This window comes from Gammaproteobacteria bacterium (genome assembly GCA_028817255.1).
Classification (GTDB): Bacteria; Pseudomonadota; Gammaproteobacteria; order Porifericomitales; family Porifericomitaceae; genus Porifericomes; species Porifericomes azotivorans.
In genome coordinates this window covers 35276-61009 of record JAPPQA010000027.1, presented here as the reverse complement: position 1 = coordinate 61009, position 25734 = coordinate 35276, and the positions used below count along the sequence as shown (strand labels likewise).

27 protein-coding genes are annotated in these 25734 nt (G+C 63.3%); 5 read left to right on the top strand and 22 right to left on the bottom strand.

Annotated elements, in window-relative coordinates; translation table 11 throughout:
* The first annotated feature begins 42 nt into the window (after window positions 1-42).
* Window positions 43-1212 (top strand): aminotransferase class V-fold PLP-dependent enzyme, encoded by a 1170-nt coding sequence (locus OXU43_01530; GenBank protein ID MDD9823852.1) that lies wholly within the window; start codon window positions 43-45, stop codon window positions 1210-1212.
* A gap of 93 nt (window positions 1213-1305) precedes the next feature.
* On the opposite strand, the gene OXU43_01525 is transcribed toward OXU43_01530, so the two are convergent.
* From OXU43_01525 to rpmF, 13 genes are all read right to left on the bottom strand, one after another.
* Complete coding sequence (locus OXU43_01525) at window positions 1306-2121, bottom strand: TatD family hydrolase (GenBank protein MDD9823851.1); 816 nt, start codon at window positions 2119-2121, stop codon at window positions 1306-1308.
* Between the two features lie 96 nt (window positions 2122-2217).
* On the bottom strand, window positions 2218-2553 hold the full coding sequence (locus OXU43_01520) for a PilZ domain-containing protein (GenBank protein MDD9823850.1): 336 nt from the start codon (window positions 2551-2553) through the stop codon (window positions 2218-2220).
* A gap of 14 nt (window positions 2554-2567) precedes the next feature.
* The gene (locus tag OXU43_01515; protein MDD9823849.1) at window positions 2568-3596 is read right to left on the bottom strand and encodes a hypothetical protein; all 1029 of its coding nucleotides are present in this window, start codon (window positions 3594-3596) and stop codon (window positions 2568-2570) included.
* Window positions 3593-4204 (bottom strand): dTMP kinase, encoded by a 612-nt coding sequence (tmk, locus tag OXU43_01510; protein MDD9823848.1) that lies wholly within the window; start codon window positions 4202-4204, stop codon window positions 3593-3595. The genes OXU43_01515 and tmk overlap by 4 nt, the downstream gene beginning before the upstream one ends.
* The gene (mltG, locus tag OXU43_01505; GenBank protein MDD9823847.1) at window positions 4201-5211 is read right to left on the bottom strand and encodes an endolytic transglycosylase MltG; all 1011 of its coding nucleotides are present in this window, start codon (window positions 5209-5211) and stop codon (window positions 4201-4203) included. The genes tmk and mltG overlap by 4 nt, the downstream gene beginning before the upstream one ends.
* Window positions 5208-6047, bottom strand: a complete 840-nt coding sequence (pabC, locus tag OXU43_01500; protein ID MDD9823846.1) for an aminodeoxychorismate lyase — start codon at window positions 6045-6047, stop codon at window positions 5208-5210. Before pabC ends, mltG begins: the two co-directional genes overlap by 4 nt.
* 17 nt (window positions 6048-6064) lie before the next feature.
* The gene (gene fabF, locus OXU43_01495; GenBank protein ID MDD9823845.1) at window positions 6065-7309 is read right to left on the bottom strand and encodes a beta-ketoacyl-ACP synthase II; all 1245 of its coding nucleotides are present in this window, start codon (window positions 7307-7309) and stop codon (window positions 6065-6067) included.
* 69 nt (window positions 7310-7378) lie between these two features.
* The gene (acpP, locus tag OXU43_01490) at window positions 7379-7639 is read right to left on the bottom strand and encodes an acyl carrier protein (protein ID MDD9823844.1); all 261 of its coding nucleotides are present in this window, start codon (window positions 7637-7639) and stop codon (window positions 7379-7381) included.
* Window positions 7640-7817: 178 nt separating this feature from the next.
* Window positions 7818-8573 (bottom strand): SDR family NAD(P)-dependent oxidoreductase, encoded by a 756-nt coding sequence (locus OXU43_01485; GenBank protein ID MDD9823843.1) that lies wholly within the window; start codon window positions 8571-8573, stop codon window positions 7818-7820.
* Complete coding sequence (fabD, locus tag OXU43_01480; protein ID MDD9823842.1) at window positions 8570-9505, bottom strand: ACP S-malonyltransferase; 936 nt, start codon at window positions 9503-9505, stop codon at window positions 8570-8572. The genes OXU43_01485 and fabD overlap by 4 nt, the downstream gene beginning before the upstream one ends.
* 20 nt (window positions 9506-9525) lie before the next feature.
* Window positions 9526-10485 carry a ketoacyl-ACP synthase III gene (locus OXU43_01475; GenBank protein ID MDD9823841.1) on the bottom strand — a complete coding sequence of 320 codons (960 nt, stop codon included), beginning with the start codon at window positions 10483-10485 and terminating at the stop codon, window positions 9526-9528.
* Window positions 10482-11504 (bottom strand): phosphate acyltransferase PlsX, encoded by a 1023-nt coding sequence (plsX, locus tag OXU43_01470; protein MDD9823840.1) that lies wholly within the window; start codon window positions 11502-11504, stop codon window positions 10482-10484. The genes OXU43_01475 and plsX overlap by 4 nt, the downstream gene beginning before the upstream one ends.
* An 83-nt stretch (window positions 11505-11587) precedes the next feature.
* Window positions 11588-11809: a 50S ribosomal protein L32 gene (gene rpmF, locus OXU43_01465; protein MDD9823839.1), complete on the bottom strand. Its 222-nt coding sequence runs from the start codon at window positions 11807-11809 to the stop codon at window positions 11588-11590.
* A 406-nt stretch (window positions 11810-12215) separates the two neighbouring features.
* Between rpmF and OXU43_01460 the strand changes: the two genes are divergently transcribed.
* From OXU43_01460 to OXU43_01450, 3 genes are all read left to right on the top strand, one after another.
* On the top strand, window positions 12216-13031 hold the full coding sequence (locus OXU43_01460; protein ID MDD9823838.1) for a glycerophosphodiester phosphodiesterase: 816 nt from the start codon (window positions 12216-12218) through the stop codon (window positions 13029-13031).
* Window positions 13032-13236: 205 nt separating this feature from the next.
* Window positions 13237-14478 (top strand): ATP-binding protein, encoded by a 1242-nt coding sequence (locus OXU43_01455; protein ID MDD9823837.1) that lies wholly within the window; start codon window positions 13237-13239, stop codon window positions 14476-14478.
* Window positions 14479-14648: 170 nt separating this feature from the next.
* A complete protein-coding gene (locus tag OXU43_01450; GenBank protein MDD9823836.1) occupies window positions 14649-15275 on the top strand; it encodes a Maf family protein in 627 nt (208 codons plus the stop codon).
* Between the two features lie 73 nt (window positions 15276-15348).
* Here OXU43_01450 and OXU43_01445 read toward each other — a convergent pair whose 3' ends face one another.
* Both OXU43_01445 and OXU43_01440 read right to left on the bottom strand, forming a co-directional pair.
* Window positions 15349-16326, bottom strand: a complete 978-nt coding sequence (locus OXU43_01445) for a S49 family peptidase (protein MDD9823835.1) — start codon at window positions 16324-16326, stop codon at window positions 15349-15351.
* Window positions 16327-16751: 425 nt separating this feature from the next.
* Window positions 16752-17744: an RluA family pseudouridine synthase gene (locus tag OXU43_01440; GenBank protein ID MDD9823834.1), complete on the bottom strand. Its 993-nt coding sequence runs from the start codon at window positions 17742-17744 to the stop codon at window positions 16752-16754.
* A 297-nt stretch (window positions 17745-18041) separates the two neighbouring features.
* Here OXU43_01440 and OXU43_01435 point away from each other — a divergent pair, with 297 nt between their 5' ends.
* A complete protein-coding gene (locus tag OXU43_01435; protein ID MDD9823833.1) occupies window positions 18042-19976 on the top strand; it encodes an Rne/Rng family ribonuclease in 1935 nt (644 codons plus the stop codon).
* Here the strand turns inward: OXU43_01435 and acpS are convergent.
* Genes acpS through lepA form a run of 7 tightly spaced genes read right to left on the bottom strand, consistent with a single transcriptional unit; the run spans window position 19928 to window position 25700 of the window.
* Window positions 19928-20320, bottom strand: a complete 393-nt coding sequence (acpS, locus tag OXU43_01430) for a holo-ACP synthase (protein MDD9823832.1) — start codon at window positions 20318-20320, stop codon at window positions 19928-19930. The two genes, OXU43_01435 and acpS, sit on opposite strands and share 49 nt — an antisense overlap.
* 7 nt (window positions 20321-20327) lie before the next feature.
* Window positions 20328-21071, bottom strand: coding sequence for a DNA repair protein RecO (recO, locus tag OXU43_01425; GenBank protein MDD9823831.1), 744 nt, complete (start codon window positions 21069-21071; stop codon window positions 20328-20330).
* Window positions 21072-21084: 13 nt separating this feature from the next.
* On the bottom strand, window positions 21085-22008 hold the full coding sequence (gene era, locus OXU43_01420; GenBank protein MDD9823830.1) for a GTPase Era: 924 nt from the start codon (window positions 22006-22008) through the stop codon (window positions 21085-21087).
* A complete protein-coding gene (locus OXU43_01415) occupies window positions 22005-22703 on the bottom strand; it encodes a ribonuclease III family protein (GenBank protein ID MDD9823829.1) in 699 nt (232 codons plus the stop codon). The genes era and OXU43_01415 overlap by 4 nt, the downstream gene beginning before the upstream one ends.
* Before the next feature lie 35 nt (window positions 22704-22738).
* Window positions 22739-23176: a DUF4845 domain-containing protein gene (locus OXU43_01410; GenBank protein MDD9823828.1), complete on the bottom strand. Its 438-nt coding sequence runs from the start codon at window positions 23174-23176 to the stop codon at window positions 22739-22741.
* Window positions 23146-23907, bottom strand: a complete 762-nt coding sequence (lepB, locus tag OXU43_01405) for a signal peptidase I (GenBank protein MDD9823827.1) — start codon at window positions 23905-23907, stop codon at window positions 23146-23148. The genes OXU43_01410 and lepB overlap by 31 nt, the downstream gene beginning before the upstream one ends.
* Window positions 23904-25700: a translation elongation factor 4 gene (lepA, locus tag OXU43_01400; GenBank protein MDD9823826.1), complete on the bottom strand. Its 1797-nt coding sequence runs from the start codon at window positions 25698-25700 to the stop codon at window positions 23904-23906. Before lepA ends, lepB begins: the two co-directional genes overlap by 4 nt.
* Window positions 25701-25734: the final 34 nt, after the last annotated feature.

Below are 25734 nucleotides of genomic sequence, written 5' to 3'. Positions count from 1 at the left end.
GCGTCCGTGCACGGCGACCGGAGCGGGACTACAATACGCGCCATGGCGTCCACGGCATCTATGCCGCCGGAAACGAGGGCCCTGCTGGCCACCGAATTTCCTCAGGAAAACGGCCTGCTATACCTTAACCATGCCGGCATCGCCCCCTGGCCGCGCCGTGCTGCCCAGGCGGTGCAGCGCTTTGCCGAGGAAAACGTGCGCCACGGGGGATGGGCCTACGAAGACTGGCTGCAATGCGAACGGCGGCTGCGCGAACAGTGTCGGCAGTTGCTCAATGCCCCCTCGGCCTCGGATATCGCCTTGTTGAAAAACACCTCCGAGGCCCTTTCCTTCGTGGCCGCCGGACTTCCCTGGCGCCGCGGCGACAATGTCGTCACCTGCGCCGACGAGTTTCCTTCCAACCGTATCCCCTGGGAGGCATTGCAAGGGCGCGGGGTCGAATTGCGGCAGGTGGACTGGCCGCAATGCGGCGCTTCCTCCGAAGAACTGGCATTGCTGGCAGCCTGTGACGAACGCACCCGGCTCATGACTGTGAGCTCGGTACAATACGGCAATGGGCGGCGGCTGAACCTGAAGATTCTGGGGGATGCCTGCCGCGAGCGCGGCATCCGGTTCTGTGTGGATGCCATCCAACACCTCGGCGCCCTGCCCTTCGACGTGCAGGAAATCGGTGCCGACTACGTGGCCGCCGACGGCCATAAGTGGATGCTGGGGCCGGAAGGCGTGGCGCTGTTTTATTGCGCGGCCGAACGCCGGGAAGAATTGGCCCTGAGCGAATACGGCTGGCGTATGGTGCAGGACGCCGGCGATTTCGAACGCCGCGACTGGCGCCCTGCCGACGATGCCCGGCGCTTCGAATGCGGCAGTCCGAATATGCTGGGGATCCATGCCCTGTCGGCCAGTCTGTCTCTATTGCTGGAGATCGGGCTGGAGGCCGTATCAAATCAAATTCATAGGAATACTTTATATCTTTTTAATTATATTAAAGAAAATGATGAGCTGAGCCTCCTTGAACCGGTAGGCGAACTACGTCGCGCAGGGATCGTAAGCTTTCGCGCCCGGGGCGCCACCCCGGAGCGATTGTGCGCCGATCTGCGTCGCCGGGGCGTCTTCTGCGCCTCTCGCCATGGCGGACTGCGTTTCTCTCCGCATTGCTACCAGGGGGAAGAGCAACTGGCAGCCGCATTGCGGCATTTGGAGGCCCTGCTGTAGTTCCCTGGCCTTGGATTGCCGCGTGAAGAAGGCCAGAGAACGGCCCAGAGAGAGGTCTAGAGAACGGTAGAAAGCGGCGCTACGCAACTGGCGCTATTGCGCGCGCGGCAACCGGGAACGGCCGGGGCGCTCTTCCTGCATCCCGGCGCCGCCCGGCGAAAACAGAGCCAGGTAGTTGGTCGTGGTCTTATGGGCCAACTCTTCCGGTGACTCGCCCCGAAGCTGCGCCAGACACTCGGCCGTGTGCGGCAGCAAGGCCGGTTCGTTGGCCTTGCCGCGATGTGGCACGGGAGCCAGGTAAGGAGCGTCGGTCTCGAGCAGAAGCCGCTCGTCGGGGATGCGGCGCGCCACTTCGCGCAACGGGCCGGCATTCTTGAAGGTGAGGATGCCGGAGAAAGAAATAGCGAAGTTCAGTTGCATGGAGCGCCGCGCCTCTTCCCAGCCCCCCGTGAAGCAGTGCATCACGCCGCCGGTCTCTTCTGCCCCCTCCCGGCTCAGGATTGACAAGGTATCTTCCCAGGCCTCCCGGCAATGGATGATGAGCGGACGGCGAGCCAGGCGGGCGGCGCGAATATGCTGCCGGAAGCGCTCCTGTTGCCGCTCCCGGCTCCCGTCGCCGCGATAATAGTCCAGGCCGGTTTCGCCTATAGCCGCAATCCCCGGGGCGGTCGCCCGCTCGGCCAGCAGTTCGCTGGAGAGTTCGCCGGCGTCCTCCTCGTTGGGATGGACGCCAACGCTGCCGGCGACATCGGGGTGGTGTTCGCAGAGGCGCAGGATTGCGGGGTAGTCATCCCACGCCACCGAGACGCAAAGAAAGTGCCCCACCCCCGCTTTCCGGGCGCGAGACAGCGCCTCCGATGCCGGTTGCGGCAACAAGGGCAGATGGCAGTGCGAGTCGGCCAGTGTCATGACGGAATCGGAGCGGTAACCGTGAGGACGATGGAGCGTGCCCGGGGCGGGAAGCGCGGAAGGCGCAAAGCCCTCCGCAGCCGCGGCGCCTCCTGTTTACATGGTCTGGGTGGGTCGATCGGATTCCAGAGCGCCGGCCAGCTGTCCCTCGATCTTGTTCTTGGTGGCGCCGCGGTCGAGGTCGCTGAACTGTACGCCGATGCCTGGACGGCGTCCGCTCTGCCCCGCCGGGGAGATCCAGACCACTTGACCTGCAATGGGCAAAGTCTCCCGAAGTTCCGGGAGTTGCAGGGTCAGCAGGATGAAGATTTCCTGCCGCAATTCATATTGCTTATTCGTGGGGATAAACAGGCCGCCATTCTTAACGAAAGGCATATAAGAGGCATACAGCGCGTTCTTGTCGCGGATAGTGAGCGAAATTCGGTTATCCATGGTCGTTGTCGGTCCTATCCTTCTCTTGTTCCGGTCTGCCCTGCGCAAGCCAAGGCGCGCCAAAATAGCAGTACCTCTTCCAGCACGGAGCGCTCCTGCAAACCGCCGACTGCCGAGAGCGAAGCCTCATTGCGCACTACCTTATCATAAAGTCGGAGCAGGGAACAAAGTTCCAGGCCCGCGAATGCCGCCGCCAGCGGCCCCCGCTCCGCATCTCCCAGCCGGTGGCGAATCGCGAGCAGCAACCCGCCGCGGAACCAGAGCAATGCGCGCGCCGCCCCCGCCTCCAACCATGCGTCAGCCAAGCTGGGCAATAGTCGCCCCCGCGGCGGCAACAGGGCGGCAAAGGCCCCCGCCCGCTCCGTCGCCACCGCCAACGGCCCTTGTTGCGCTGCCAGCAAGGCGTCCCAGTGCGGGCGCAGCTTGCCATCCGGCCCCGGCCCTTGCTCCCGCAACCAGGCTACCGCCGTCTCCGGTGTGCGGACAGCAAGGTTGCAATGCCGGCAACGGCTGCGCAAGGTGGCGGGCAGGATAGAGGAACGATGACAGAGCAGCAGGAGAAAGGCGCCGGGAGATGGTTCTTCCAGGGTTTTCAGCAGGGAATTGCAGGCGCTACGGTGCATCGCATCGGCCGGGGCAATGCGCAGTACGCGGGGGCCGCCGTCAGGGCTGCTTAAACGCAGCCATTCGCAGGCCTCGCGGATCTGCGCCACGCGAATCGTTCCCCCCTCCTGTTCCGGGACCACATGCAGCAAGTCCAGGTGATTGCCGGCGGCCAGCAATCGCAACCCGCGCGGATTCGGCAGTAATTCGCCCCCCGGTCCCAATTGAGCGCCAAGCAGCAATCGCTCCAGACAATCGGCAAAGCGCTCTATGCCGGCCTGGGGCGGTCCCGCCAACAGCAAGGCATGCGGCAAGCGCTGCTGGCGCCAGGCCTCGCTCAGCCGTTGCCAGGACGCCCGATGCCAGGGGTAGATGCCGTCGCCATCAATGTTCCCGCTGGCAAGGGCTTGGTCCGCGACGGCCTCCACGGCCCCGTTCACAGGCTGCGCTCCAGTATCCTGACGATAGCTTTCTGCACCTCGGCCAGCGGCAGCGTGGCGTCCACACGGCAGACGCCCGGCGCCTCGGCGGCACGCCGCAGGTAGCACTCCCGAACACGCCGCAGGAAGCCGTCGGGCTCGTCATGGTAGCGGTCCCGGCCCCGGCGCCGACGGCGGGCGTCTTCCGGCGGCAGATCCAGCAACAGGGTCAAGTCTGGCCGCCAGGAATCAAGCAGGTGCTTTTCGAGGCAGGCGATTAGCTCCGGCGCCAAACCGCGGCCGCCCCCTTGGTAGGCGTAGGTAGAGGCGGTAAAGCGTTCGCACAGCACGGTGCGGCCGTCCTGCAGCGCCGGTTGGATGCGCTGTCGCAGGTGCTGGACGCGGGCGGCGAACAGCAACAATAACTCGGTCTCCGGTTGCATCTCGTGATTTTCCGGGCGTAACAGCAGCTCGCGAATACGCTCTGCGATAGGCGGGCCGCCTGGTTCACGGGCGGTCGTTACCGCATGTCCCCGCGCCGTTAGCCAGTCGGCAATAAAGGAAATGTTCGTGCTCTTCCCCGCCCCGTCTATGCCTTCCAGGACGATGAAGCGCCCGCGCCCGCTCACGGCCGCTGCCGGCGCAGGAGCTGCCGGATGCGATTGTGCTCCCGCAGGGTCGCGGAAAAATGGTGGCCGCCGTCGCCGTTGGCGACGAAGTACAGCGCCTCTCCCTCTTCCGGGTGCAGAGCGGCGTGGATGGCGGCACGGGAAGGCAGCGAAATCGGAGTGGGGGGCAATCCCGAGTGCCGGTAGGTGTTGAAAGGCGTGTCAATCTTCAGGGCGGCGCGGCGCAGCGGCGGCTGGAAGTCTTCGCCCAAAGCGTAGATGACAGTGGGATCCGCCTGCAGGCGCATGCCGCGCTGCAGGCGGCGGACGAATACCCCGGCGATGCGCGCGCGCTCGCTGGCAAGCCCGGTTTCCTTGTCAATGACCGAGGCAAGGATCAAAGCCTCGTAGGCGGATGCGTAGGGCAGTCCCGGCGCCCGCTGCTCCCATTCTTCGGCCAACACCTGCTGCATTTTCCGGTGCGCCAGGCGCAGGATGCTGAGTTCGGAAGTGCCTTTGGGAAAATGGTAAGTGTCCGGGAAAAACATGCCTTCCGGTGCCCGCTCAGGCGTACCCAGGGCCGCCATGATCTCCGCTTCGCTGCTCCCGGCCAGGGTCTGGCGCAACGACGGATGACGCCGCAATTCCTGCATCATGCGCCGGAAGGTCCAGCTCTCCGGGATGGTGACCGTATGCAGCATTACGCGACCGCGCACTAGCTGCTCCAGCACCTCGGCGGGTGTGGCCGCCGGCAGGAAACGGTACTCTCCGGCCTGCAACTGCTCCTGCTGCCGGCGCCAAAGCACGGCCAGGGTCCAGTAGCGAGGATGGCGCAGCAATCCGTTCCCGTGCAGGTCCTGCGCCACTTGCCGCAACCCGCTCCCTGGCGCCACCGTGTACTGCACAGGCGCCTCCAACGTATTGGGGGTAGTCATTTCCTCCCGGATCGCCTGTTGCAGCCAGAGGACGGCGATGGGCAGTCCCACCAGTATGGCAAGGCCGAATAGGGCAATGCATCTCTGCATCATTGCGGCATTATCGCATTTTTTGCCAGGAGCTCGCCGCGCAACCGGCGGACCGCCGGGCCCAGAGGGACAGGATGGCCGTCAATGCAACGCAGTGGCCACAGGCCGAACAGGGAGTTGCACACAAAGGACTCTTCCGCGGCTTGCAATTCCTGCAGTTGCAACGCACCGACCCGCGGTTGCAAACCGCAACCGGGCGCCAGTTCCAGGAGCATCTCGCGGACGATGCCGGCCACCCCATGGAGAGCCAAATCCGGGGTCAGCAGCAGGTTGCCGCGGATCGCGAACAAATTGCTCATGGTGCCCGCCACGGGCCGGCCGCGGCTATCCAGCATGATTCCCTCGGGGACCCGCGGATCGTCCCATTCCTGTTGCGCCAGCACCTGTTCCAGGCGGTTCAGGTGCTTGAGCCCGGCGGTGCGCGGTTGCGCAGCCAAGCGGGTCTCGCAGACACGCGCCGCGATCCCCGATGCCAAGTGCTCCCGCGGCGGCGCGCGCCAGGGATAGCAGAGCATGATGCGGCAGGGCCGCGCCGCCGCGGGAGGACGGTATCCTCGCTGTCCCGCCCCTCGGGTCAGAATCAATTTGAGCACGGCGCGCTCCGCGCCGGCGCACAGGCGCGATGCCTCCCGCCACAGCAGTTCCGCGTCCGGTACGGCCAGACGCAGGCGGCGCCCGCCCCGCGCCAACCGCCGCATATGCCGTTCCCAGCACAGCGGCTTGCCGGCGCGCACCGCGAAGGTCTCGAACAGGCCATCGCCGTAGTGCAGGCCGCGATCCCGGGCATCCGGGGCGCCGGGCTCGCCGTCCACCAGGACCGCTGCCGGTACCGTGCGCACCGCCCTTGCCGCAGTTCTCAGTGCGGGCGCCGGAAGACCAGGCTTACATTGGTGCCGCCAAAGCCGAAGGAATTCGACATGGCGACATCGTATTTCAGTTTGCGAGCCGCGCCGGGCACGTAGTCCAACCGGCAATCCGGGGCTGCGTTCTCAAGGTTGATGGTAGGCGGCACCACCCCCTGCTGCAGGGCCAACACGGAGACGATAGACTCTATCCCGCCTGCTGCGCCCAGCATATGGCCGGTCATGGACTTGGTCGAACTGACCGCTAGCCGGAAGGCATGGTCGCCAAACAGCCGTTCGATTGCCTTGCTTTCGATGGGGTCGCCCAGGGACGTGGAGGTGGCGTGCGCATTGATGTAGCCGACCCGCTCCGGGGCCAGGCCAGCGTCCTCCAGAGCCTGGCGCATGCAATGGAACATACCGGCGCCGTCCGGGAGGGGGGAGGTCATGTGGTAGGCATCGGCGCTGGTTCCGTAGCCAGCCAGTTCGGCGTAGATGTTTGCGCCCCGCCGCCGGGCGCGCTGGTATTCTTCAAGCACTACTACCCCGGCCCCGTCGCCGATGACGAAGCCGTCCCGGTCTCGATCCCAGGGGCGGCTCGCCGCCGCCGGCGCGTCGTTGCGGGTGGACAAGGCCCGGGCCGAGGCAAAACCGCCGACTCCGGTGGGACAAGTGGCCATCTCGCACCCCCCCGCCAGCATCGCGTCCGCCTCTCCGGACTGGATCAAGCGGGCGGATATGCCGATGTTGTGCGCCCCCGTGGCGCAGGCGCTGACCAAGGAGAAATTCGACCCGCGGGCGCCCAGAAATATGGCCAGAGAGCCGGAAACCATGTTGATAATGTTGCCGGGGACGTAATAGGGAGAGATCTTGCGCTGTCCGGCCTCCAGGTAGCGCGCCACCGTCTTCTCGATGTTCTCCAAACCGCCGATTCCGGAGCCAATGGCCACTCCGACCCGGTGCGACTCGGATTCGGCAATCCGCAGACCGGCGTCGGCCGCCGCCTGGACTCCAGCTGCCAACCCGTATTGCGCGAAGAGGGAAAGCCCCCGTGCCTGCCGTCGTGGAAGGTGATCGCCAATGTCGAAGTCGCGCACTTCGCCGCCGAAACGCACCGTCAGCCCCGAGGCATCGAAATTCGCCAGCGGCCGAATGCAACTGCGCCCCTCGCGCACTCCCTCCCAGGTCTCGGCTACGCTATTGCCGAAGGGGCTAATCGCCCCTAAACCGGTGATCGCGACCCGCCGCCGCCCGCTCATGATCGCCGCTTGGCAAATCGGCGCCCTGCCCGCCTGGACGCCGCCATCTCTGCCTGTCGCATCCCGGACTTAATCCTTGTCGTCCGCGTCCTGGCCCCCATGCTCGCGGATGTAGTCTATGGCTTGCTGTACGGTGCGTATTTTGTCGGCCTCCTCGTCCGGGATATCGATCTTGAACTCGTCTTCCAAGGCCATCACCAATTCCGTCTGGGACAGGGAATCGGCCCCCAGGTCATCGTCGAAACAGGCCTCGGGCGTCACCTCTTCCGGTTTGACCTCGAGTTGTTCCACGATGATTTTCTTTACCTTTTCCGCAATGTCGCCGCTCATGAGATGCCACCTCCCCGTTTGTGTGCGATCCGGTGCGCTAAGTGTACGGGATCGCTAACGCCATGCAAGCCTTTGCGGGCAAAGGCGCCCGCTATTTTTGGCATCGCGATGGAATCCGCTCCCCCTGGAATGAAAAAGTTTATTAATATCAATTGGATACAAGTATCACTTCAACCCACTAATTCATGGACATTCCACCATTCACGTTCATCGTTTCGCCGGTGATGTAGGCCGCGTCCGCAGAAACCAGAAAGGCGACTGCAACTGCGACCTCCTCCGGTTCCCCCCAGCGGCCCATGGGGATCTGACGCAGGCTCTGTGTTTGCCGTTCTTCGGTCAGAGCCGCTGTCATATCGCTGCGAATCAGACCGGGGGCTACGGCATTGACAGTGATCCCGCGTCCGGCCACTTCGCGCGCCAGCGAGCGCGTGAACCCGATTATACCCGCTTTTGCCGCCACGTAATTGGTTTGCCCCGGGTTGCCGGTATGGGCGACCACCGAGGAGATGTTGACGATGCGGCCATAACGAGCCCGCAGCATGCTGCGCAGGCACAGGCGGCAGAGGCGGTACGCCCCGCCCAGGTTGACGCGGATCACCCGTTCCCAATTTTCTTCTTGCAAACGCGGCAACAGGCCGTCGCGGACGATGCCGGCATTGTTGACCAGGATGGCGGGGGCAGGCTCCAGCCGGGCCAGGGTCTGCCCGAACTCGGCCAGCGATGCGTCTTCGGCCAGATCCAACAGCAGGGCGTCGCCTGCGATACTCCGTTGCCGGAGGCGCTTGCGAATGGCCGCGACTCCGTCCGCGCTGGTCGCCGTGCCCAGTACCCGGGCCCCTCGCTGTCCCAGGACATCGGCAATTGCTGCGCCGATCCCCCGGCTCGCGCCGGTCACCAGGGCCACCCTGCCCTCCAGCGACTGCTCGCCGCTCATGCGCCCGCCGCCTCCAGGGCCCGCTCCAGAGAATCCGGGTCCTCTACCGACAATACTTCCAGACGGCGGTCAATTCGCCGGCATAGCCCGGCCAACACCCGTCCCGGGCCGAACTCCAGTACCCGTTGCACCCCCTGCCGCACCAACCGTTGCACCGTCTCCGTCCAGCGCACCGGCAGGTACAGCTGGCTACTTAACGCCTCCGGCAACGCGGCGGGGTCGGCGCAGATCCCGGCGTCCACGTTATGAAGCACGGGGATCCGCGGCGGAAGCCACGATTGCGCCTCCAAGACGCGGGCAAGGCGGGCCGCCGCCGGCCGCATTAGCGGGCAATGCGAAGGAACGCCCACCGGCAGGCGCAGGGTGCGCCGGGCGCCGACCTCACGGGCGGCGGCGGCGGCCTCCGCCACGGACTCGGCCTGTCCGGAAAGCACGACCTGTCCGGGCGCGTTGTAATTGGCCGGCGCCACGACATCCCGAAAGCCCGGCCGGCGGCAGATCTCTTCTATCCGCTCTTCTGGCAAGCCCAAAATCGCCGTCATGGCGCCGGCGCCCGCCGGCACTGCCTCTTGCATCAGGCGCGCCCGCTCGGCCACGAGGGCCGCCGCGTCCGAAAAGGACAGCGCCCCGGCGCAGACCAGGGCCGTGTACTCCCCCAGACTATGGCCGGCCAGGTAGGCGGGGGGCGCCCCCCCGCGCTCCTGCCAACAGCGCCAGACGGCCACGCCGCCGGCCAACAGGGCCGGCTGGGTGTGCGTGGTGATATTGAGTTCCTCCTCAGGCCCCTGTTGCGCCAGGCGCCACAGGTCCAAACCGGTGCGGGCACTGGCTTCGGCAAAGGTTTCCAGCACCGACGGGTAACGGCGGGCCAGGGCTGCCAGCATCCCCACCGATTGCGAACCCTGGCCTGGGAAAACAACAGCGAGACTCACGGGGCAAAGTTCATGGCGGCTCAGTAGCGCAACAACACGGAGCCCCAGGTAAAGCCGCTGCCAAAGGCATTGAGGGCGACGCGATCGCCGACCCGGATGCGTCCCCCGCGCACGGCGTTGTCCAGTGCCAGAGGTACCGAGGCGGCAGAAGTATTCCCGTGGCGTTCGATCGTGCTGATCACCCGCTCGTCGGCCAGGCCGATCCGCTGCGCGACAGCCTGCAGGATGCGGCGGTTTGCCTGGTGCGGCACCAGCCAGTCCAGCTCTCCCTTGTCCAGGCCGCCCTCGCGCAGAGCCTCCAACAAGGACTGGCTCATCGTCTTGACCGCCAGTTTGAACACTTCGCTGCCCTGCATGCGGATGTGCCTCTTTTCGTTGCCGTTCGAGCAGCCGTTGCCGGAGGCGTACAGCAGGCGATGGTAGCTCCCGTCGGCATAAAGGCGGCTGTAAAAGATTCCCGCCTGCGTGTCGGCGCGCAATACGACCGCACCGGCGCCGTCTCCGAACAGAGGACACGTGCTACGGTCGCTCCAGTCCACCAAGCGCGAGAAGATCTCGGCCCCTGCCACCAGGGCTGTACGGCAGTCCCCCGCCCGGATGAATTTGTCGGCTACCGTCAGGGCATAGACAAAACCGCTGCACACGGCTTGCAGATCGAAGGCCGGAGCGCCCCGAATGCCGAGCCGGTCCTGTAGCAGGCAGGCAGTGCTGGGAAAGGCCCGCTCGGAGGTAGCGGTGGCGATTAGCACCAAGTCAATCTCCTGCGCCTTCACCCCCGCCGCCGCCAACGCCTCCCGCGCCGCCGCCTCGGCGAGGTCGCAGGTCGTTTCCTTTTCCCCAGCGATATGCCGCTGGCGGATGCCCGTGCGCTCGCGGATCCAGGTATCGGAAGTGTCCAGCATACTCTCCAGTTCGGCATTGGTCATGACCCGAGCCGGCAGGCAGCCGCCGGTTCCCACAATTCGGGAGTAAAGGCTCAAGGGGCGGTCTCCGGGAGCGCCGCCCGCGGCACCCGCTCCAGGCGGCTGCGAATTCGTGCCGGGATGTCGCGCGCCACTTCCGCAACCGCCTCGTCTATGGCATGGCCAAAGGAACGGCGGTTGGCGCTGCCATGGCTTTTGATCACGATGCCGCGCAGCCCCAGCAAGCGAGCGCCGTTATAGCGGTCCGGGTCGAAGCGCCGCCGCAGTTGCCGAAGCACTGGCCAAGCCACCGCCCCTGCCAGCCGCCCGTACAGCGAGCCATAAAATGCCTCCCTGGCCCAGGCGCGCAGCAAGCGCACCACGCCCTCGCTGGCTTTGAGCGCTACATTGCCGCTGAACCCGTCGCAGACCAGCACGTCCACCTCGCTGCTATAGAGGGCATCGCCCTCCGCGAAGCCGACATAATTCAAGTTGCTGTCCTGCAACAGCGCCGCGGCCTGGCGCAAGCGGTCTCCGCCCTTGGTCTCCTCCGTGCCAATGTTGAGCAACGCGACCCGCGGCCGCGATTCCCCCCGCAGGGCGCTGACCAGTTCCGCCCCCATCAACGCAAATTGCAGAAGTTGTGCGGAACTGACGGCTACATTGGCGCCTAAGTCAAGTATTTGGGTATCGCTGTGCGGACCCGGCAGACTGGCGCAGATCGCCGGGCGGTCTATGCCGGGCAGAGTCTTGAGCAACCGGCAGGCCAGCGCCACCAACGCCCCGGTGTTGCCTGCGCTGACGCAAGCGACGGCGACGCCGTCACGCACTAATTGCAAGGCGATGCGCATGGAGGAGTCCCTTTTCTTGCGCAGGGCCAGTAACGGAGGGTCTTGCATCTCGACCCGGTCCGCGGCATGCAAGAGCCGGAGGCGCCCGCCAAAGTCAGAGTGCCGGCCCAGCAATTCCCGCAACTCCGACTCGACCCCGACCAAAACCAATTGCAGTTCCGGGTGTCTCCGCAAGGCCTGCAGGGCCGCCGGCACGATTTCGGCGGGGGCGTGATCTCCTCCCATGGCGTCCAGCGAAATACAGATCGATCCCGGGGGCGCGCCTGGGGATACAGCTCTCTCCGCTACCGGCGCGGCGCCCGGCGCCGCCCCTGTCGTATGCGAGGCGGTCACTCCTGCGCCGTGTCCTCCGCTTCCGCTTCCGCTTTGTCCTTGCGCTTGCGCGTCAATTGCAGCTGGCGCCCCCGGTAGCTGCCCTGCGGGCCGACATGGTGGCGCAGGCGCACTTCTCCGCTTTGCGCATCCGTCGTTAGCGTCGGCGCCTTCAGGGCGTTGTGCGAGCGCCTCATGCCCCGACGCGAATTGGATTTGCGACTTTTCTGTACGGCCATGCGTTCAGTTCCCCTCTTGTACTCGGGATGCGGCCTCCAGTGCCAGGGCAGCTGCACAGCAAAGCGCCGCCCATGGCGGCGATTCCAAAAGATTCCGCGCCGTGCCCCATGTCGGCAAGGCTGCGACAGGCGCATACGCAAGCGCCGAGCGCCGACAACCTGAGCCACATCCGTACCGATGCTACCTTTGTCCCGGTTTCTTGTCAAAAATCCGACGGGTCCATGGCAGGCTCTTCCCGACCCGACTCCCTGGCGCAGGCGCCCCAGGCAGCCTCCATAAACAACGCAGCAAACGGCGCCCAGGCCAACACGGCAACAGAAATGCAGCAGCAACCGCTTACTCCGGCACATTGCGATGCAAGCGATCCGATTGGACTCGCTTCGCATCATAGAGGATGATGAGCAAATGGCGATACAGGACGCGCTGGAACGGTTACTCGCCGAGACATATGCCCGGATCCCCAGGCGACGGGGCGTAGCGCCTTTGCAAGGGGTCTGCAAGTTGGTAGCGCACCGGGGTTGCCACGACGGCAACCGCAAAATCAAAGAGAACAGCATGGAGGCGTTTCAGTGTGCTCTGCAGGCCGGAGTATGGGCAATAGAACTGGACCTGCAATTCACCCGGGACGGCTGCCCGGTTGTGTTGCACGACGCTGACGGAGGACGGATCTGGGGCGATGCATCCCTGCGCCCGGCAGAACTGAGCCGGGCCGAGATGCGGCAGCGCTGTCCGGAAGTGCCGTTTCTGGAAGAGGTCCTGGGCGCTTTCCGGGAAGGGCTGCACTTTATGATCGAAGTCAAGCGGCAGACCTACGAACCGCGCTACAACGCCAAGCTGCGGAAAATCCTGCAGGGATTGGTGCCGGAGCGGGACTTCCACCTGTTGGCATTGCACCCGGAGACGATGGCGCAGTTGCGCTGTTGGCCCCGGCAATGCAAGGTGCTGGTTGCCGAGACGAACACTCGCTATATCGCACGCCAGGTTTTGGCGCACGGCTACGGTGGGATGGCCGGGCATTTTTTACTGCTGGGGCGCCGCCTGCGCCTGCGCCTGCGGCGGCAGGGCATTAAAGTGGGCGCCGGCTTCGTGGATTCGGAGAACGGCTTCAAACGGGAGTGGCAACTTGAGACGGACTGGTTGTTCAGCAACCGCGCTGAATTGCTGGCCGGCTACCGGCGAGGCTGGGCCGGCACCGATGGCGCTGCCGCAAAGGCGCCTTAATCCGGCCCCGCCGACAGCGGAAATGGCGCGGCGACTTGGCGCTGAGAAATTGCCAACCTCGGCTTTTTTGGAATTCATTTCACATTGAAATCGCCGCCCCCGTTCCGGCTCGCGCCGGCATCGTGTCATTGGCAAAGACTACGGCTACCGCAAGGGCGCCGATTTCTGTTATAGTTAAGCCTTTGTTCAAATTGGAAGCTTTGCCATGAATCCAGGAAATAGCCCTTTCGCACCCAACCGACTGGCGCCTGCCGAGACGTTCATTGGCCGCGAGCGGCCGATTGCAAAACTACTCGCCATGGTGCGCAAGGCGCGGCGAGGAAAACTGCAGGTCGGCTGGATCGCCGGCGAGCACGGCGTTGGCAAGAGCTCGCTGGCCGCACTGGTCGGCCTGCTCGCGGAGCGCAACGAGAAGGCCGTCCGGGCGCACGTGCGCCTCGGGAGCGCACAGAGAATACAGGAACTGCCGGCCGAGGCCCTGTCGCAACTGCTGAAAGACAACGAGAATAAATCCTGGGGCAGGAGCCTGTGGCGGGCCTTTGACAACGGGCGCATCGAGAACAGCGGCCCTTACGGCGCCGGGATACGGTTGCGGCTGGCGGACAAAGAACAGGCAGCGGCGTTGCGCGATTTCGCCGATATCATGGCGCAACTCGTCAACAGGGCGGGAAGCGGCAAGAGCGACAGAAAAGTATTGCTGTTGATCCTGGATGACATCGAAGACCTGGCCGCCGACCCCGAATTTGCGGATTGGCTGATGCGCTTGGCGGGAGACGCGGCCAATGGCGCGGCGCATCTCCCCGTTTGCCTGCTCTTCGTCTGTACGGAGACTTGTCTCTACGATGCGATGGAGAGCGCGACAGCCAACAATGTCCCCGGGAAGCGGGCAAAGAAGCAGGCTTTGCTGCCGACGGTGCGTCTGCAGCCGTGGACGTTATCGGAGAGCGCGGCGTTCTTCAGGACTGTCCTGAAACGGCGCAATGTCGTGCTAAGCAACAACGGTATCAAGCCGATCGCCCGTTATTGCGGCGGCCTGCCATTGCTTGCGCATGAGATCGGCGATGCAGTATGGCGGCAGGCAAAGAACAAGAAGGTAACGCCTGAAGAGATGTTCCATGGCATTGTCGAGGCGGGCGATGCCGTGAAGCGTCGTTTCCTGAAAAGCGAACTCGTTCGGGAACTACAGAGCAGAAGGTACCGTTCCATCCTGAAAAAGCTCACCGCGCATGACGATATTGTCGGAGTCGAGTTTTCCAGAAAGGAGTTGCAGGAGGTAGAGACGCTGAGTGTTGCCGAGCGCAAGGGGCTGGACAACTTTCTCAACCGGATGCGCAAGCTGGGGGCCGTAGTGCCGAGCAGGGAACGAGGGCGCGGGTTCTATCGCTTCGCCAGCCATCTGTACAAGGCCTATTTCCAAATCGAGACCATGCGCGCCAGGAATCGCTGAGGCGCATTCGAGCATAGCCTGCGCCTGGGTTTGTACCCGCGTGCGGGCCGGCCGCATCTGCACAGCGTTCAAGGTTCGGCTGTTAGTCGCCCCACCCTTCCGTTGCCTACACAATATACCTGGCGGCGCCGATTTGACTCCCTTGGGAGACCAGGGGTTTAATCCGCGCCATGGCGGACTCGCAAGCTCTACACCCGGAATTGGTGCTGGCCTCTTCCTCGCCATCGCGGCGGGAGTTGCTGGCACGCCTGGGATTGCCATTCCAGGTGCTTCCCGCCAACATTGACGAGAGCCGCCGGGAGGCGGAGCCGCCCAGAGATTACGTGCGCCGTCTGGCAGAGGCAAAGGCGCGGGCGATGGCCGGCCCGGGACGGCTGGTTGTAGGCGCCGACCAGGTAGCGGCACTGGACGGGGTAGAGATCTTCGGCAAGCCTGGGAACCGCGAGCGGGCGCAACGGCAATTGCAGGCGCTTAGCGGAAGAGAGGTGGAATTTGTTTCCGGCCTGTGCCTGCTGCACCCGAGCGGGCGGATGCAACTGGACTGTGTGGCGACCCGGGTGCGTTTCCGGCAACTGTCGCCAGCCTGCATTGAGGCATACCTGGAGCGAGAGCGGGTACTGGGGTGCGCCGCTTCCTTTCGCTCGGAGGGGCTGGGCCTGTGCCTGGCGGAGTGGGTGCGAGGAGACGATCCCTCCGCCTTGATCGGGCTACCGCTGGTGCGCCTGACAGAAATGCTGGCACGCGAGGGCCTGGACCCATTGCTGGCGTCGCTACCAGAGGAGCCGGTAGTTTCTTAGTCTCCCCGAGGGGGTGATCGGCGCAGGGTGCGCGCCGCTATCGGGGCGCTATCGGGGGCGCTATCGGGGGGCGCTATCGGGGGAGTGAACTGCCGTGCAATATTGCGGCCAGCTTGCCGACCGCTGCCTCGCCCAAAGCGCTAAATAGCCGTTCCCAGTCGTACTCCTCGCCCTGGGTGTAATCTACGATCTCTTCGGCACCCACCACTTCGCGGGCAACGTAATGCATCCCGCCAAGGGCATCTACAAGACCCAATTTCACGCCCTGCTCGCCGGTCCAGATCAGGCCGCTGAAGACCTGCTCCTCGTTCGTCAACCGGTCTCCCCTGCCTTTCTTGACCCGCTCAATGAACTGTTTATGGATGTTGTCCAGCATCACTTGCAAGTGTTCGACTTGTTCCTGACGCTGCGGTGAGAACGGGTCCAGCAACCCTTTGTGCGTGCCGGCGGTCATAAGTCGCCGCTGTATGCCAAGTTTTTCCAGGGCCTCCACAAAGCCAAAACTGGAGAGGATCACTCCGATCGAACCGACGATACTGGCCGGGTCGGCGTAGATTTGGTCGGCAGCGGAAGCGATGTAGTAACCGCCCGAGGCACAGATGCCGGTCACCACCGCATAAACCTTCTTGTCCGGGTGCTTCTGGCGCAACCGGTAAATCTCATCGCTAACGTAACCGGCCTCCACGGGGCTGCCGCCCGGGCTGTTGATACGCAGGATAATCGCCGCCGCGTCGTCACTCTCGAAAGCCGCCTGCAACCCGGAGATGATATTATCCGCACTGGCATGCTCGTCAGCAGCGATAACCCCCTCGACATCGACCACCGCGGTATGCCGGCCCATCCCTAACAGGGCGCCGCTCTTCCGTACCTCGCTAGACTGCCAGATCAGCCCCAAAAGCAAGTAAAAATAGCCGAATATCAGCAGTTTGAAGAAGATACTCCAGTACCGCTTGCGCCGCTGTTCCGCAAAATGCTCCCGGGCGATGCGGTCCACCAGACCGCGCTCCCAAGAGGGGGCGGACGCGGGGGCTCCTGAGACAGGCTCGCTCATCCTTTACCTTTCAGCAGTCTCTATCGCCATCAAGCGAATACACATAATCTCCGCTCATTTGAATTTGCGGATGAAAAACATGCGCCAGTGCTATTAGACAAAAGCCCTGTAAAAGCGATGTAGATTTTTTCATAAAAACGAGTCTCCAAGGGAACGGCACCAATCATCGCGTCTGCGACGGCGCTTATAACCGGTTCCCCACAGTACGCTATTGACCCCTGGGTTGGCAATTCGGCAGTCGCCTGTTCCATGCCGGGAATTCTACCACGAATGCCGCTTGCCTCGTATCATCGTCGCATCCTCGTTCCAAAATCAATAATTTAGATTCAATTAAATCTATAAATATATGTTTATATTTAATTTTTTACTAAAATTTCCGCCTCAAAAACAACCTTCAGGTCCCCAAGCTCCCATAACCGAATCCGTCAGCCCTTCCCTATGTGCCGCACTCGCTCGGGGGCATCCGGGCAGTCCGCCAGGCGGCGCAAGACTGACCGCAGCTCTTCCGGCAGAGGGGCGCGCAAGGGCGGCGCCGCCGGAGGGCCGCTCCAACTCAGCGTGTCGGCATGCAGGAATAGCCGCACCAGACCCTGCTGCCGCAGCCAACGATTGAAGTCCGGCGCCCCGTATTTACGGTCTCCTCCCAGAGGGTGGCCGATGGAGGCGGTATGCACGCGAATCTGATGGGTGCGGCCCGTAGGGATTCGCAACGAGACCAGGCTGGCCCGGCCGTAAGAGCGCCGCAGCTGCAAGTTGGTGGCGGCGGCGCGCCCCTGCGGGGAAACGACGACGCGGCGGCGGTCGGCGTTCCCGGCCCTGGCCAGCGGCAATTCGACCCGCAGCCGGGGCCGGGACGGGCAGCCCCGAATCAGGGCAAGGTAGCTCTTGCGGACCCGGCCTTGCCGGAACTTGGCTTGCAACTCCCGCAGCCAGCGGTAGTCCTTGCAAAGCAGCAGACAACCGGAGGCATCCCGGTCCAATCGGTGAGCCAATCCCAGGAAAGGCGCATCGGGCCGCAGGTGGCGTAGCGCCGCCAGCAGGCTGTGGCGCAAACCGCTACCGCCGTGCACAGCCAGCCCGGCGGGCTTATCCACGACCAGCAGGCGCTCGTCTTCGTGCAGAATGCGGCTTTCGAGTTCCCGGCGCAGGGAATCGGACGGCGGCGGCGATTCGTTCGCGGGCAACAGGTAGAGCGGAGGCAACCGGATCTGGTCGCGGACCCGCAACCGGTAGTCCTGCCGGACCCTGCCCCGGTTGACGCGGATTTCTCCCCGGCGCAACAGGCGATAGAGGCGCATGCGCGGCAGGCTGCGCAGCCGGAAAGCAAGGAAATTGTCTATGCGCTGACCGTCATGCTCGGCGTCCACCCGCAGATAATCCACAGGCCGGTAATGGCCGCTGTTGTCCGCATCTGCCATGTCTGCTATAGTAGCAGCATCTGGCGCGGGCGGACATCCGCGGGTGGACATCGGGGCGACAACGAGATCGCGTCCTTGCGTCTGTCCCCAGGGGCCGAAGGGGGTTTGGCATTAAGCGTTTTCGTTCGAGGACCGTTGCAGGGGTTTCCCTTGCACGCCACACGCAGCAATCGCTTTCACGACTTCGCCTGACAGCGCCTTCGGCAACCGCGGCGCCCCGTGGCGTCCCCGTGACCGAGCTGTGGGACGCTCCTGGTGCGCCTAACCGATAATCGCTGAAAAGCAGAGGATCTACAAATGAAAAAAATGCTAATCAATGCCGCCCAACCAGAGGAAGTGCGTGTCGCTCTAGTGGATGGTCAGCAACTATACGACCTCAATATCGAGTCCGGGACCCGGGAGCAAAGGAAAGGCAGTATTTACAAGGCGCGGATAGCCCGAGTGGAACCCAGCCTGGAGGCCGCCTTCCTGGACTACGGCACGGGGCGCCACGGTTTTCTGCCTTTCAAAGAGGTGGCGCATGTGCTCTGCCTGCCCGACCGGCCGGAGGCGGACGACGACGAGCGCCCTGCCCCTGGCGACGCATTGAAAGAAGGTCGCGAGTTGCTCGTCCAGGTAGAAAAGGAAGAGCGCGGAAACAAAGGCGCTGCCCTGACCACCTTCGTCAGCCTGGCCGGGCGCTATCTCGTGCTGATGCCCAACAACCCCCGCGCCGGCGGAGTATCCAGGCAGATCGAAGGCAATGACCGGGAGCAGGCGCGGGAGGCTCTGAGCACACTGGAGATCCCCCGGGGCATGGGCTTGATCCTGCGCACCGCGGGCGTCGGCATGGATGCCAACGAATTACAGCGGGATCTGGATTACCTGTTGCGCCTGTGGGCGACCATCGAGGCGGCTGCCGAAGAGCGAGCGGCCCCGGTTCTGGTGTACCGGGAAAGCGACATTGTAGTGCGGATCCTGCGTGACTACTTGCGCGGCGACATACAGGAGATCCTTATAGACAACGAGGACTTCTATCAGCGGACGCGGGAATTCATGGAGCAAGCCATGCCGCAATTTCTCGACAAGTTGCGCCTGTACTCCGGGCCGGAGCCCCTGTTCGTCCGTAACCATATTGAGAGCCAGATCGATTCCGCCTTTGCCCGCGAGGTCTCGCTACCCTCTGGCGGTTCTCTGGTAATTGACCACACCGAGGCGCTGATCACCATAGATATTAACTCCGCCCGCGCCACTGCCGGCGGCGACATTGAAGAAACGGCGCTGACCACCAACCTTGAGGCGGCAGAGGAGATCGCGCGCCAGTTGCGCCTGCGCGACCTGGGGGGACTGCTCGTGGTGGATTTCATTGACATGGCCAACAACGCCAGTCAGCGCGAAGTGGAGTCCCGGATGCGCAAATGCGTACGCCTGGACCGTGCGCGGGTGCAGATGGGGGGGATTTCCCGTTTCGGACTTTTGGAGATGTCCCGCCAACGGCTGCGGCCTTCGCTCAGCGACGCGAATTCTGAGGCCTGCCCGCGTTGCAGCGGTACCGGGCGGGTCCGTTCGCTGGAATCACAGGCCTTTGCCTTGTTGCGGCTGATCGAAGAGGAGGCCGTCAAGGAGTCCACTGCTCAGGTAGTTATCCACCTGCCGATCGACGTAGCGACCTTCCTCGGCAACGAGAAGCGGGAGACCCTGCTGGAGATCGAGAAACGCGAGAATATTCGTATCCTTATGATCCCGGACGCGGGTCTGGAAATCCCGCGCTACCAACTGCGCCGGCTACGCCGAGGGGAATCCGAAGCGCGCGAGGAGAGACGGGAAGAAGGAACCGCGCTTTCTTCGAAATTGGAGAACTACCTGCGGCGCAGCCAACGCAAGGTGCCGCGAGCGGTAGTGGAAGGAATGGCTCCAGGACACGGCGGCGGCAGGAGAGGATGGCTGTTGCGGCTGTGGGATGCCCTGCGCGGCTGGGGGCGCCGTAGCGGCGGGACAGCAGGTCGGCGGCCGCGGCAAGAGCGCCAAAGTCGAGGCGAAACCCGGCGCAGCGGTGGCCGCCGTCGCGGGCGGCGCGGCGGCGGAGGGCGCCGTGACCGCGCCCCTGCCAAAGGCAATGCCCCGTCACGATCGGCTACAGGCAGGCGGCAAGGCGGAACGGAAGGAGGCGCCATGGCAGACAGGAAGAAAGAGTCCTCGTCCGGTCAGTCTCGGCGCCGACCGCGGCCCAGTACGACACAGGCCAATACATAATGTTTTTCGTCCGTGATGCTGACATGCCGCTCCGTAATCCCGCGCTCCAGCAGTAATTTCCCCGCTATTCCCTGGCAATGCAGTTGCGGCTGGCCGCTGGGCAAATGGGTGAGCAGCAGTTGGCTGGCGACGATCCCATCCTGAAAACCGGTGCCCAAGGCCTTGACCAGCGCTTCCTTAGCCGCCAAGCGTTTGGCCAGATAATATTCCGGGTGACGGCAGGCGGCATACTCCAGCAGCTCTTCCCGGTGCAACAGCCGCCGCGCCAGGCGTTCTCCGAAACGACGCCAAGTGGAGCGTATCCGCCTGACATCAACAATATCCAGACCAATCCCGTAAATCATCCGGGGTCTAGGCGCTGCTTGATGCCTGTTCTGAAGCCAAGTGCGACAGCCCCAGATATTCGCGGTACAGCGCGCGGCTGGCAAGGGGACGGCCATTCAACTGCTGCGCCAGAATATGGCGCAACAGACGCTTCGCCTCGCGCAACGAGGTCGGCGTAGCAGGACCCTCTCCGGAGAGGAATTGCAAGGCCCGCCCGGATATCTGTTGGTAATCGCCTGCCGGACGATTACGGCAGGGACCCAACCCGACCTGGTAATAGTATTGCGCTTCGGCACAGATGTACTCTCCGGAAGGATGCTCCCGCTCCAGGGCCGGGCCGTAGCCGAGTTCCCGCAGCAGGCACACCTCGAAACTGCGCAGCGGCGCCTCCTGGTCCCCACCGCCCTGCAACGAAAGCAAGGTATCGTGATAAGAAGCGAACAACCTATGGTGCGGTTCGTAGCGGTGTAACAGCGACAGCAATAATTCATTGAGATAGAGGGCGGCAAAATAGTTTTCTACAGGCAAAGCGAGCGGCGGCGCAGCCGATTCGTGCCGGGTCAGCGTCCCCAGTTCGCCACGCCCCTGCCAGGAAAGCAGCAACAGTTGAAATGGCTGTAACGGAATGGCGGGGCGACGACTACGACGACGAACGCCGCGAGCCACGAGCCCCCAGCGACCATGACGGCGAGAGAGCACCTCGATCAGCAAGCTATGTTCCCGATAGGGACGCCGGTGCAATATATAACAGGGATGTAAGTCCGTCCGCACGGCCGCGCCGCATTCAGCCGCAGAATTGCAGGATGGCCCGGGGGTCGGCAGACCAGCCCGGTCTGACCCGGACCCAACTCTTCAAGTTCACCTGCCGGCCCAGCATCGCCTCCAACTCGCAACGAGCCTGGCGCCCAGCCTCCTTGAGCACCGTTCCCTCCTTGCCGATTACGATTCGCTTCTGCCCTTCCCTCTCTACCCAAACCACGGCGCGCAAGTGCAATATCGGACCGCAAGCCGTCTGCTCCTCGGCAGTCACTGCCAGAGAATAAGGCAGTTCCGCACCCAAACGATGTAAAAGCTTCTCTCGCAATAATTCAGCGCAAGTCCTTGGTAAATTAACTGATTCTTCCTCCTGGGCCGGGCACGGCACAGGCGGTGCAGGGAGCAGACGCGCCAAGCACCGTTCCAACACGTCCACTTGCAAACCAGTGCGGGCCGATAAAGGAACCGCCTCGCAGCGATCCAGATGCCCCGCTAACCGCTCCAGATAAGGCAGCAGGCGCGTTTTGTCCCGAACCTGGTCCACTTTGTTAACCGCCACCAGGGTAGGCAGGGGCGGATGCAGATCCCGCAAAAGGCCGAGCACGAATTCGTCTTCCCGCCTCCAATGCAGGGCTTCTACGACCCAGATTGCAGCGTGTACGTCGTGCAGGGCACGGATCGCCTCCCTGCGAAGATGGCGATTCAACGAGTCGTGCCGACAAAATTGCAGGCCTGGCGTATCTACGTAAACGATTTGCCCATCGGGGCCGTTCTTGCAGCCGGCAACCCAAAAGCGGGTCGTCTGCGGGCGTCGTGAGGCAATGCTGAGTTTGCGCCCCAAGACCCGGTTTAGCAACGTGGACTTGCCTACATTGGGCCGGCCAACGAGAGCAACGCGGCGGCCATAGTCAGGGCCGGGAACCGGGCATTCCCGGCGCGGCAAAAAGTTCAAGACTGCACCTGCAACCGTGCCAGGACCTTGCCCGCCGCCTCTTCTTCCGCCCGGCGCTTGCTGTGCCCCGAACCCTGGCAGATCAGCTCTATGCCTCCCTGGCTCCCGCTGTCCGCGGCGCCGTTGCCCGCGGCGAAGACCTGACACTGTATGATAAATTTCTCCTCTTCAAGGCAGCTATCCTTGCCCAGTACGCGATAGACCGGCAGGGCCCATCCCTGTGCCTGAAGAAATTCGTTCAGGCGCGTCTTGGAAGATTTGCGGGCACGGGACGGCGCAAAGCTTTTTAGTTCCTTGCCATAAAGAAAGCGAACGGCGCGTCGGCAACGCTCAAGACCGCCGTCCATGTAGATGGCGCCGACAATAGCCTCGACCAGGCTCGCGAGTACCGATTCTGGAAGCGGCAGACGGGCGGCGATGCTTTTCCCCAGCCGGATACGCCGATCCAGACCATGCGCCAGCGCCAATCGTGCCAGGGCGCCCCCCCGGACCAGGTGGGCGCGCATCCGGGTCAACTCTCCCTCCCGGGACCGCGGGAAGCGTCGGAACAAGTGCTCCGCAATCAAAAAGCCAAGTAAAGAATCCCCAAGATACTCCAGGCGCTGATTATGGGGAGAACCCGCACTACTGTGGGTCAGAGCCTGGCAATATAATTCGCGGTCGCGAAAGCGATGCCGTAATAACTCGCAAGGCATGAGCTCCCGGTTATCGGCAATCTTCGAGGCTATTGTCAGCCCTCCCCTTCTCCCAACATCCGCTCCTGATGGAATTTCAGCAACAGATCCAGATCCGCAAACAGCGGTGACCGCGCCTCGTAAGTGACGACAAGGAGCCTTGGCTGTCCCTTTTTCCTGGGCTCCACCACGTTGAAGGTCTCGTGGATATTTGTCTGCTTTATGACTGTGATGCCATTCAGACCCGCCAAGCGCAGAAACTTGAACCGCAGTTGGGCCTCGTTGGACCGTGCCGTTTTCCGGTCCGCAACCAAGGTGTCCATCACCTGGATGACCAGAAAGCGTTCGTAGTAAAGAGGGTAAATCTTTAGCCCTAGATAGGCGATGCCCAAAAAGATAGTCCCCGCTATCGCTACGCCGCTGAGGCTGAGCCCGAGTTGACGCCGCCATTGGCCGCCGAATGCTATTGGATGCTTTTGCCTATTCTTTGCCATACGATCCCTCCGTTCCAACTCAGCCAAACCAGGAAGGCCTTGCCTACCAGGTGATCGTCCGGGACGAAACCCCAGAACCTGCTGTCCCTGCTGTTATCCCGGTTGTCTCCCAGAACGAAATAATGCGCCTCCGGGACAACCACGTTCGTCTCCGTGACCAGGTCTTGCCGCGGGTCCACCAGGATCTCGTGTGCCCTGCCGGGTAGCAGTTCTTCCCAGGACAGGCGGCCGCGCCCGCCATCATTCCCGGGCTCCTCCGTATCCAAGCCTCCAATTTGCGCGCGCTCTACCGGCATGCCGTTAATATACAGGTTTTTCTCGTGATAGCGTACCCGGTCGCCGGGCAGACCGATCACGCGCTTGATATAGGACAGGCGGGGGTTCAGCGGATAGCGGAACACGATCACGTCGCCCCGGCGCGGCTGACCGTCGCCGACGATCTTATAGTGGACCAAGGGCAACCGAATGCCATAGTCGAATTTATTGACCAGTATGAGATCGCCCGCCAGCAGGGTGGGCATCATAGACGCCGAGGGGATACGGAACGGTTCGATCAGGAAGGAACGGATCAGGAACACGATCAGGAATACCGGAAACAGAGAGCGAGCCAACTGGACGACCCCCGACTCCGCCCATTCTCGGTCGCAGTACCGGCCCAGCCGGCCGGCGCACACGAGTCCGCCGCTGGCCAGGACCAACGAGGCCATCACCCAGGAAAAATCTATACTCAACCCTGCCTCTCCGCCCGCAACAGCGCCAGGAAGGCCTCCTGTGGAATCTGTACGTCACCGAAGCTCTTCATCCGGCGCTTGCCGGCCTTCTGGCGCTCCAGGAGCTTGCGCTTGCGGGTAATATCTCCGCCGTAGCACTTGGCGGTCACGTCTTTGCGCAGGCCCTTGACGGTCTCCCGGGCGATAATCTTTGAACCGAGAGCGGCCTGGATGGCCACGTCGAACATCTGCCTGGGGATCGCCTCCTTGAGCCTCCGCGCCAATTGCCGGGCGCGGACGGCAACAGAGTCGCGGTGCTCAATAGATGACAAGGCGTCCACTCGCTTGCTGTTGAGCAACACATCCAGCCGCACCAGGTCGGCGGGAACGAAACCCAGAAAATCGTAATCGAAAGAGGCATAACCGCTGCTGACGGACTTCAGCCGGTCGAAAAAATCCAGCACAATCTCGCTCAGCGGCATCTCGAAGCGCAGTGCCGCACGACCCTCCAGGTAACGGATTTCCTGCTGTTTGCCCCGCCGTTTCAGGCACAAGGCCAGCACCCGGCCCACGTATTCCCGCGGCGCAAGCAGGTCGGCCCGAACTACTGGTTCGCGCCACTCGACAATCCGGGTCCGTTCCGGAATCCGAGCCGGATTATCCACTGACAGCAGTTCGCCACTGTCAGTCAACGCCTGGTAAATAACCGTCGGCATAGTCGTGATTAAGTCCAGGCCGTATTCTCGCTCCAGGCGTTCCTGGACGATCTCCATATGCAACATTCCCAGAAAGCCGCAGCGGAATCCCATGCCCAGAGACTGGGAATGTTCTGCCTCGAAATGCAGGGCCGAGTCGTTCAGGCGTAATTTTTCCAAGGCGGCGCGCAACGCATCGCAGCAGGAGGAATCCGCAGGGAACAGACCGGCGAAGACCCGCGGCTTGATCCGTCGGAAACCCGGCAGCGAGCGGGATGCCGGCCGCCGGGCCAAGGTCAGGGTATCCCCTACCGGGGCGCCGTCAATTTCCTTGATACCGGCAATCAGAAACCCTACCTCGCCGGCATGCAGCCGCTGGCGTGGGACATCCCGCGGCGTAAAGACGCCCAATCGCTGCACCGGATATGCTCGCCCCGTCGAAAAGATCTGAACGCGGTCACCGACGGCGACCGCCCCATCGAACACACGCACCAGGGAGACGACCCCATGGTAATTGTCGAACCAGGAATCAACGATTAAGGCCCGCAAAGGTGCTTCCTGATCGCCGTGGGGAGGAGGAAAGCGGCGCACCAGAGTGTCCAACAGCGCGGGTATCCCCTGACCGCATTTGGCGCTGATCCGCGGCGCTTCACGTACAGACAGGCCCAGCACTTCCTCGATCTGCCGCGATACGCGCTCCGGGTCGGCGGACGGGAGATCGATTTTGTTCAAGACCGGGACGATCTCCAGCTTCTGTTCCAGGGCGATCCGGCAGGTGGCGATGCTTTGGGCCTCCACCCCCTGGCTGGCGTCTATAACCAGTAGCGCCCCTTCGCAGGCAGCCAGCGAACGCGATACCTCGTAGCTGAAATCAGCATGTCCGGGGGTATCGATCAAGTTCAGCAGGTATTCCCGGCCATTGGCGGCAGTGTGACGCAAGGCGGCGCTCTGCGCCTTGATCGTAATCCCTCGCTCCCGCTCCAGATCCATGGAGTCCAGCACCTGCTCCTGCATCTGCCGTTCGCTGAGACCGCCACAGGATTGGATCAAGCGATCGGCCAATGTGGATTTGCCGTGATCCACATGGGCGACGATGGAAAAGTTGCGCATAGAATCCATGGAGCCGACAGAAGACGATTGCAGCAGGGGCATA

Coding starts and splice junctions, on each gene's coding strand:
- OXU43_01455 (MDD9823837.1), top strand. CDS start 13,237: ATGAATCCAGGAAATAGCCCTTTCGCACCCAACCGACTGGCGCCTGCC.
- OXU43_01445 (MDD9823835.1), bottom strand. CDS start 16,326: ATGAGCGAGCCTGTCTCAGGAGCCCCCGCGTCCGCCCCCTCTTGGGAG.
- acpP (MDD9823844.1), bottom strand. CDS start 7,639: ATGAGCGGCGACATTGCGGAAAAGGTAAAGAAAATCATCGTGGAACAA.
- mltG (MDD9823847.1), bottom strand. CDS start 5,211: ATGATGCAGAGATGCATTGCCCTATTCGGCCTTGCCATACTGGTGGGA.
- OXU43_01440 (MDD9823834.1), bottom strand. CDS start 17,744: ATGGCAGATGCGGACAACAGCGGCCATTACCGGCCTGTGGATTATCTG.
- lepA (MDD9823826.1), bottom strand. CDS start 25,700: ATGGATTCTATGCGCAACTTTTCCATCGTCGCCCATGTGGATCACGGC.
- OXU43_01415 (MDD9823829.1), bottom strand. CDS start 22,703: ATGCCTTGCGAGTTATTACGGCATCGCTTTCGCGACCGCGAATTATAT.
- OXU43_01450 (MDD9823836.1), top strand. CDS start 14,649: ATGGCGGACTCGCAAGCTCTACACCCGGAATTGGTGCTGGCCTCTTCC.
- OXU43_01460 (MDD9823838.1), top strand. CDS start 12,216: ATGGCGATACAGGACGCGCTGGAACGGTTACTCGCCGAGACATATGCC.
- acpS (MDD9823832.1), bottom strand. CDS start 20,320: ATGATTTACGGGATTGGTCTGGATATTGTTGATGTCAGGCGGATACGC.
- OXU43_01520 (MDD9823850.1), bottom strand. CDS start 2,553: ATGGATAACCGAATTTCGCTCACTATCCGCGACAAGAACGCGCTGTAT.
- OXU43_01435 (MDD9823833.1), top strand. CDS start 18,042: ATGAAAAAAATGCTAATCAATGCCGCCCAACCAGAGGAAGTGCGTGTC.
- OXU43_01525 (MDD9823851.1), bottom strand. CDS start 2,121: ATGACACTGGCCGACTCGCACTGCCATCTGCCCTTGTTGCCGCAACCG.
- fabF (MDD9823845.1), bottom strand. CDS start 7,309: ATGAGCGGGCGGCGGCGGGTCGCGATCACCGGTTTAGGGGCGATTAGC.
- rpmF (MDD9823839.1), bottom strand. CDS start 11,809: ATGGCCGTACAGAAAAGTCGCAAATCCAATTCGCGTCGGGGCATGAGG.
- OXU43_01485 (MDD9823843.1), bottom strand. CDS start 8,573: ATGAGCGGCGAGCAGTCGCTGGAGGGCAGGGTGGCCCTGGTGACCGGC.
- OXU43_01410 (MDD9823828.1), bottom strand. CDS start 23,176: ATGGCAAAGAATAGGCAAAAGCATCCAATAGCATTCGGCGGCCAATGG.
- OXU43_01530 (MDD9823852.1), top strand. CDS start 43: ATGGCGTCCACGGCATCTATGCCGCCGGAAACGAGGGCCCTGCTGGCC.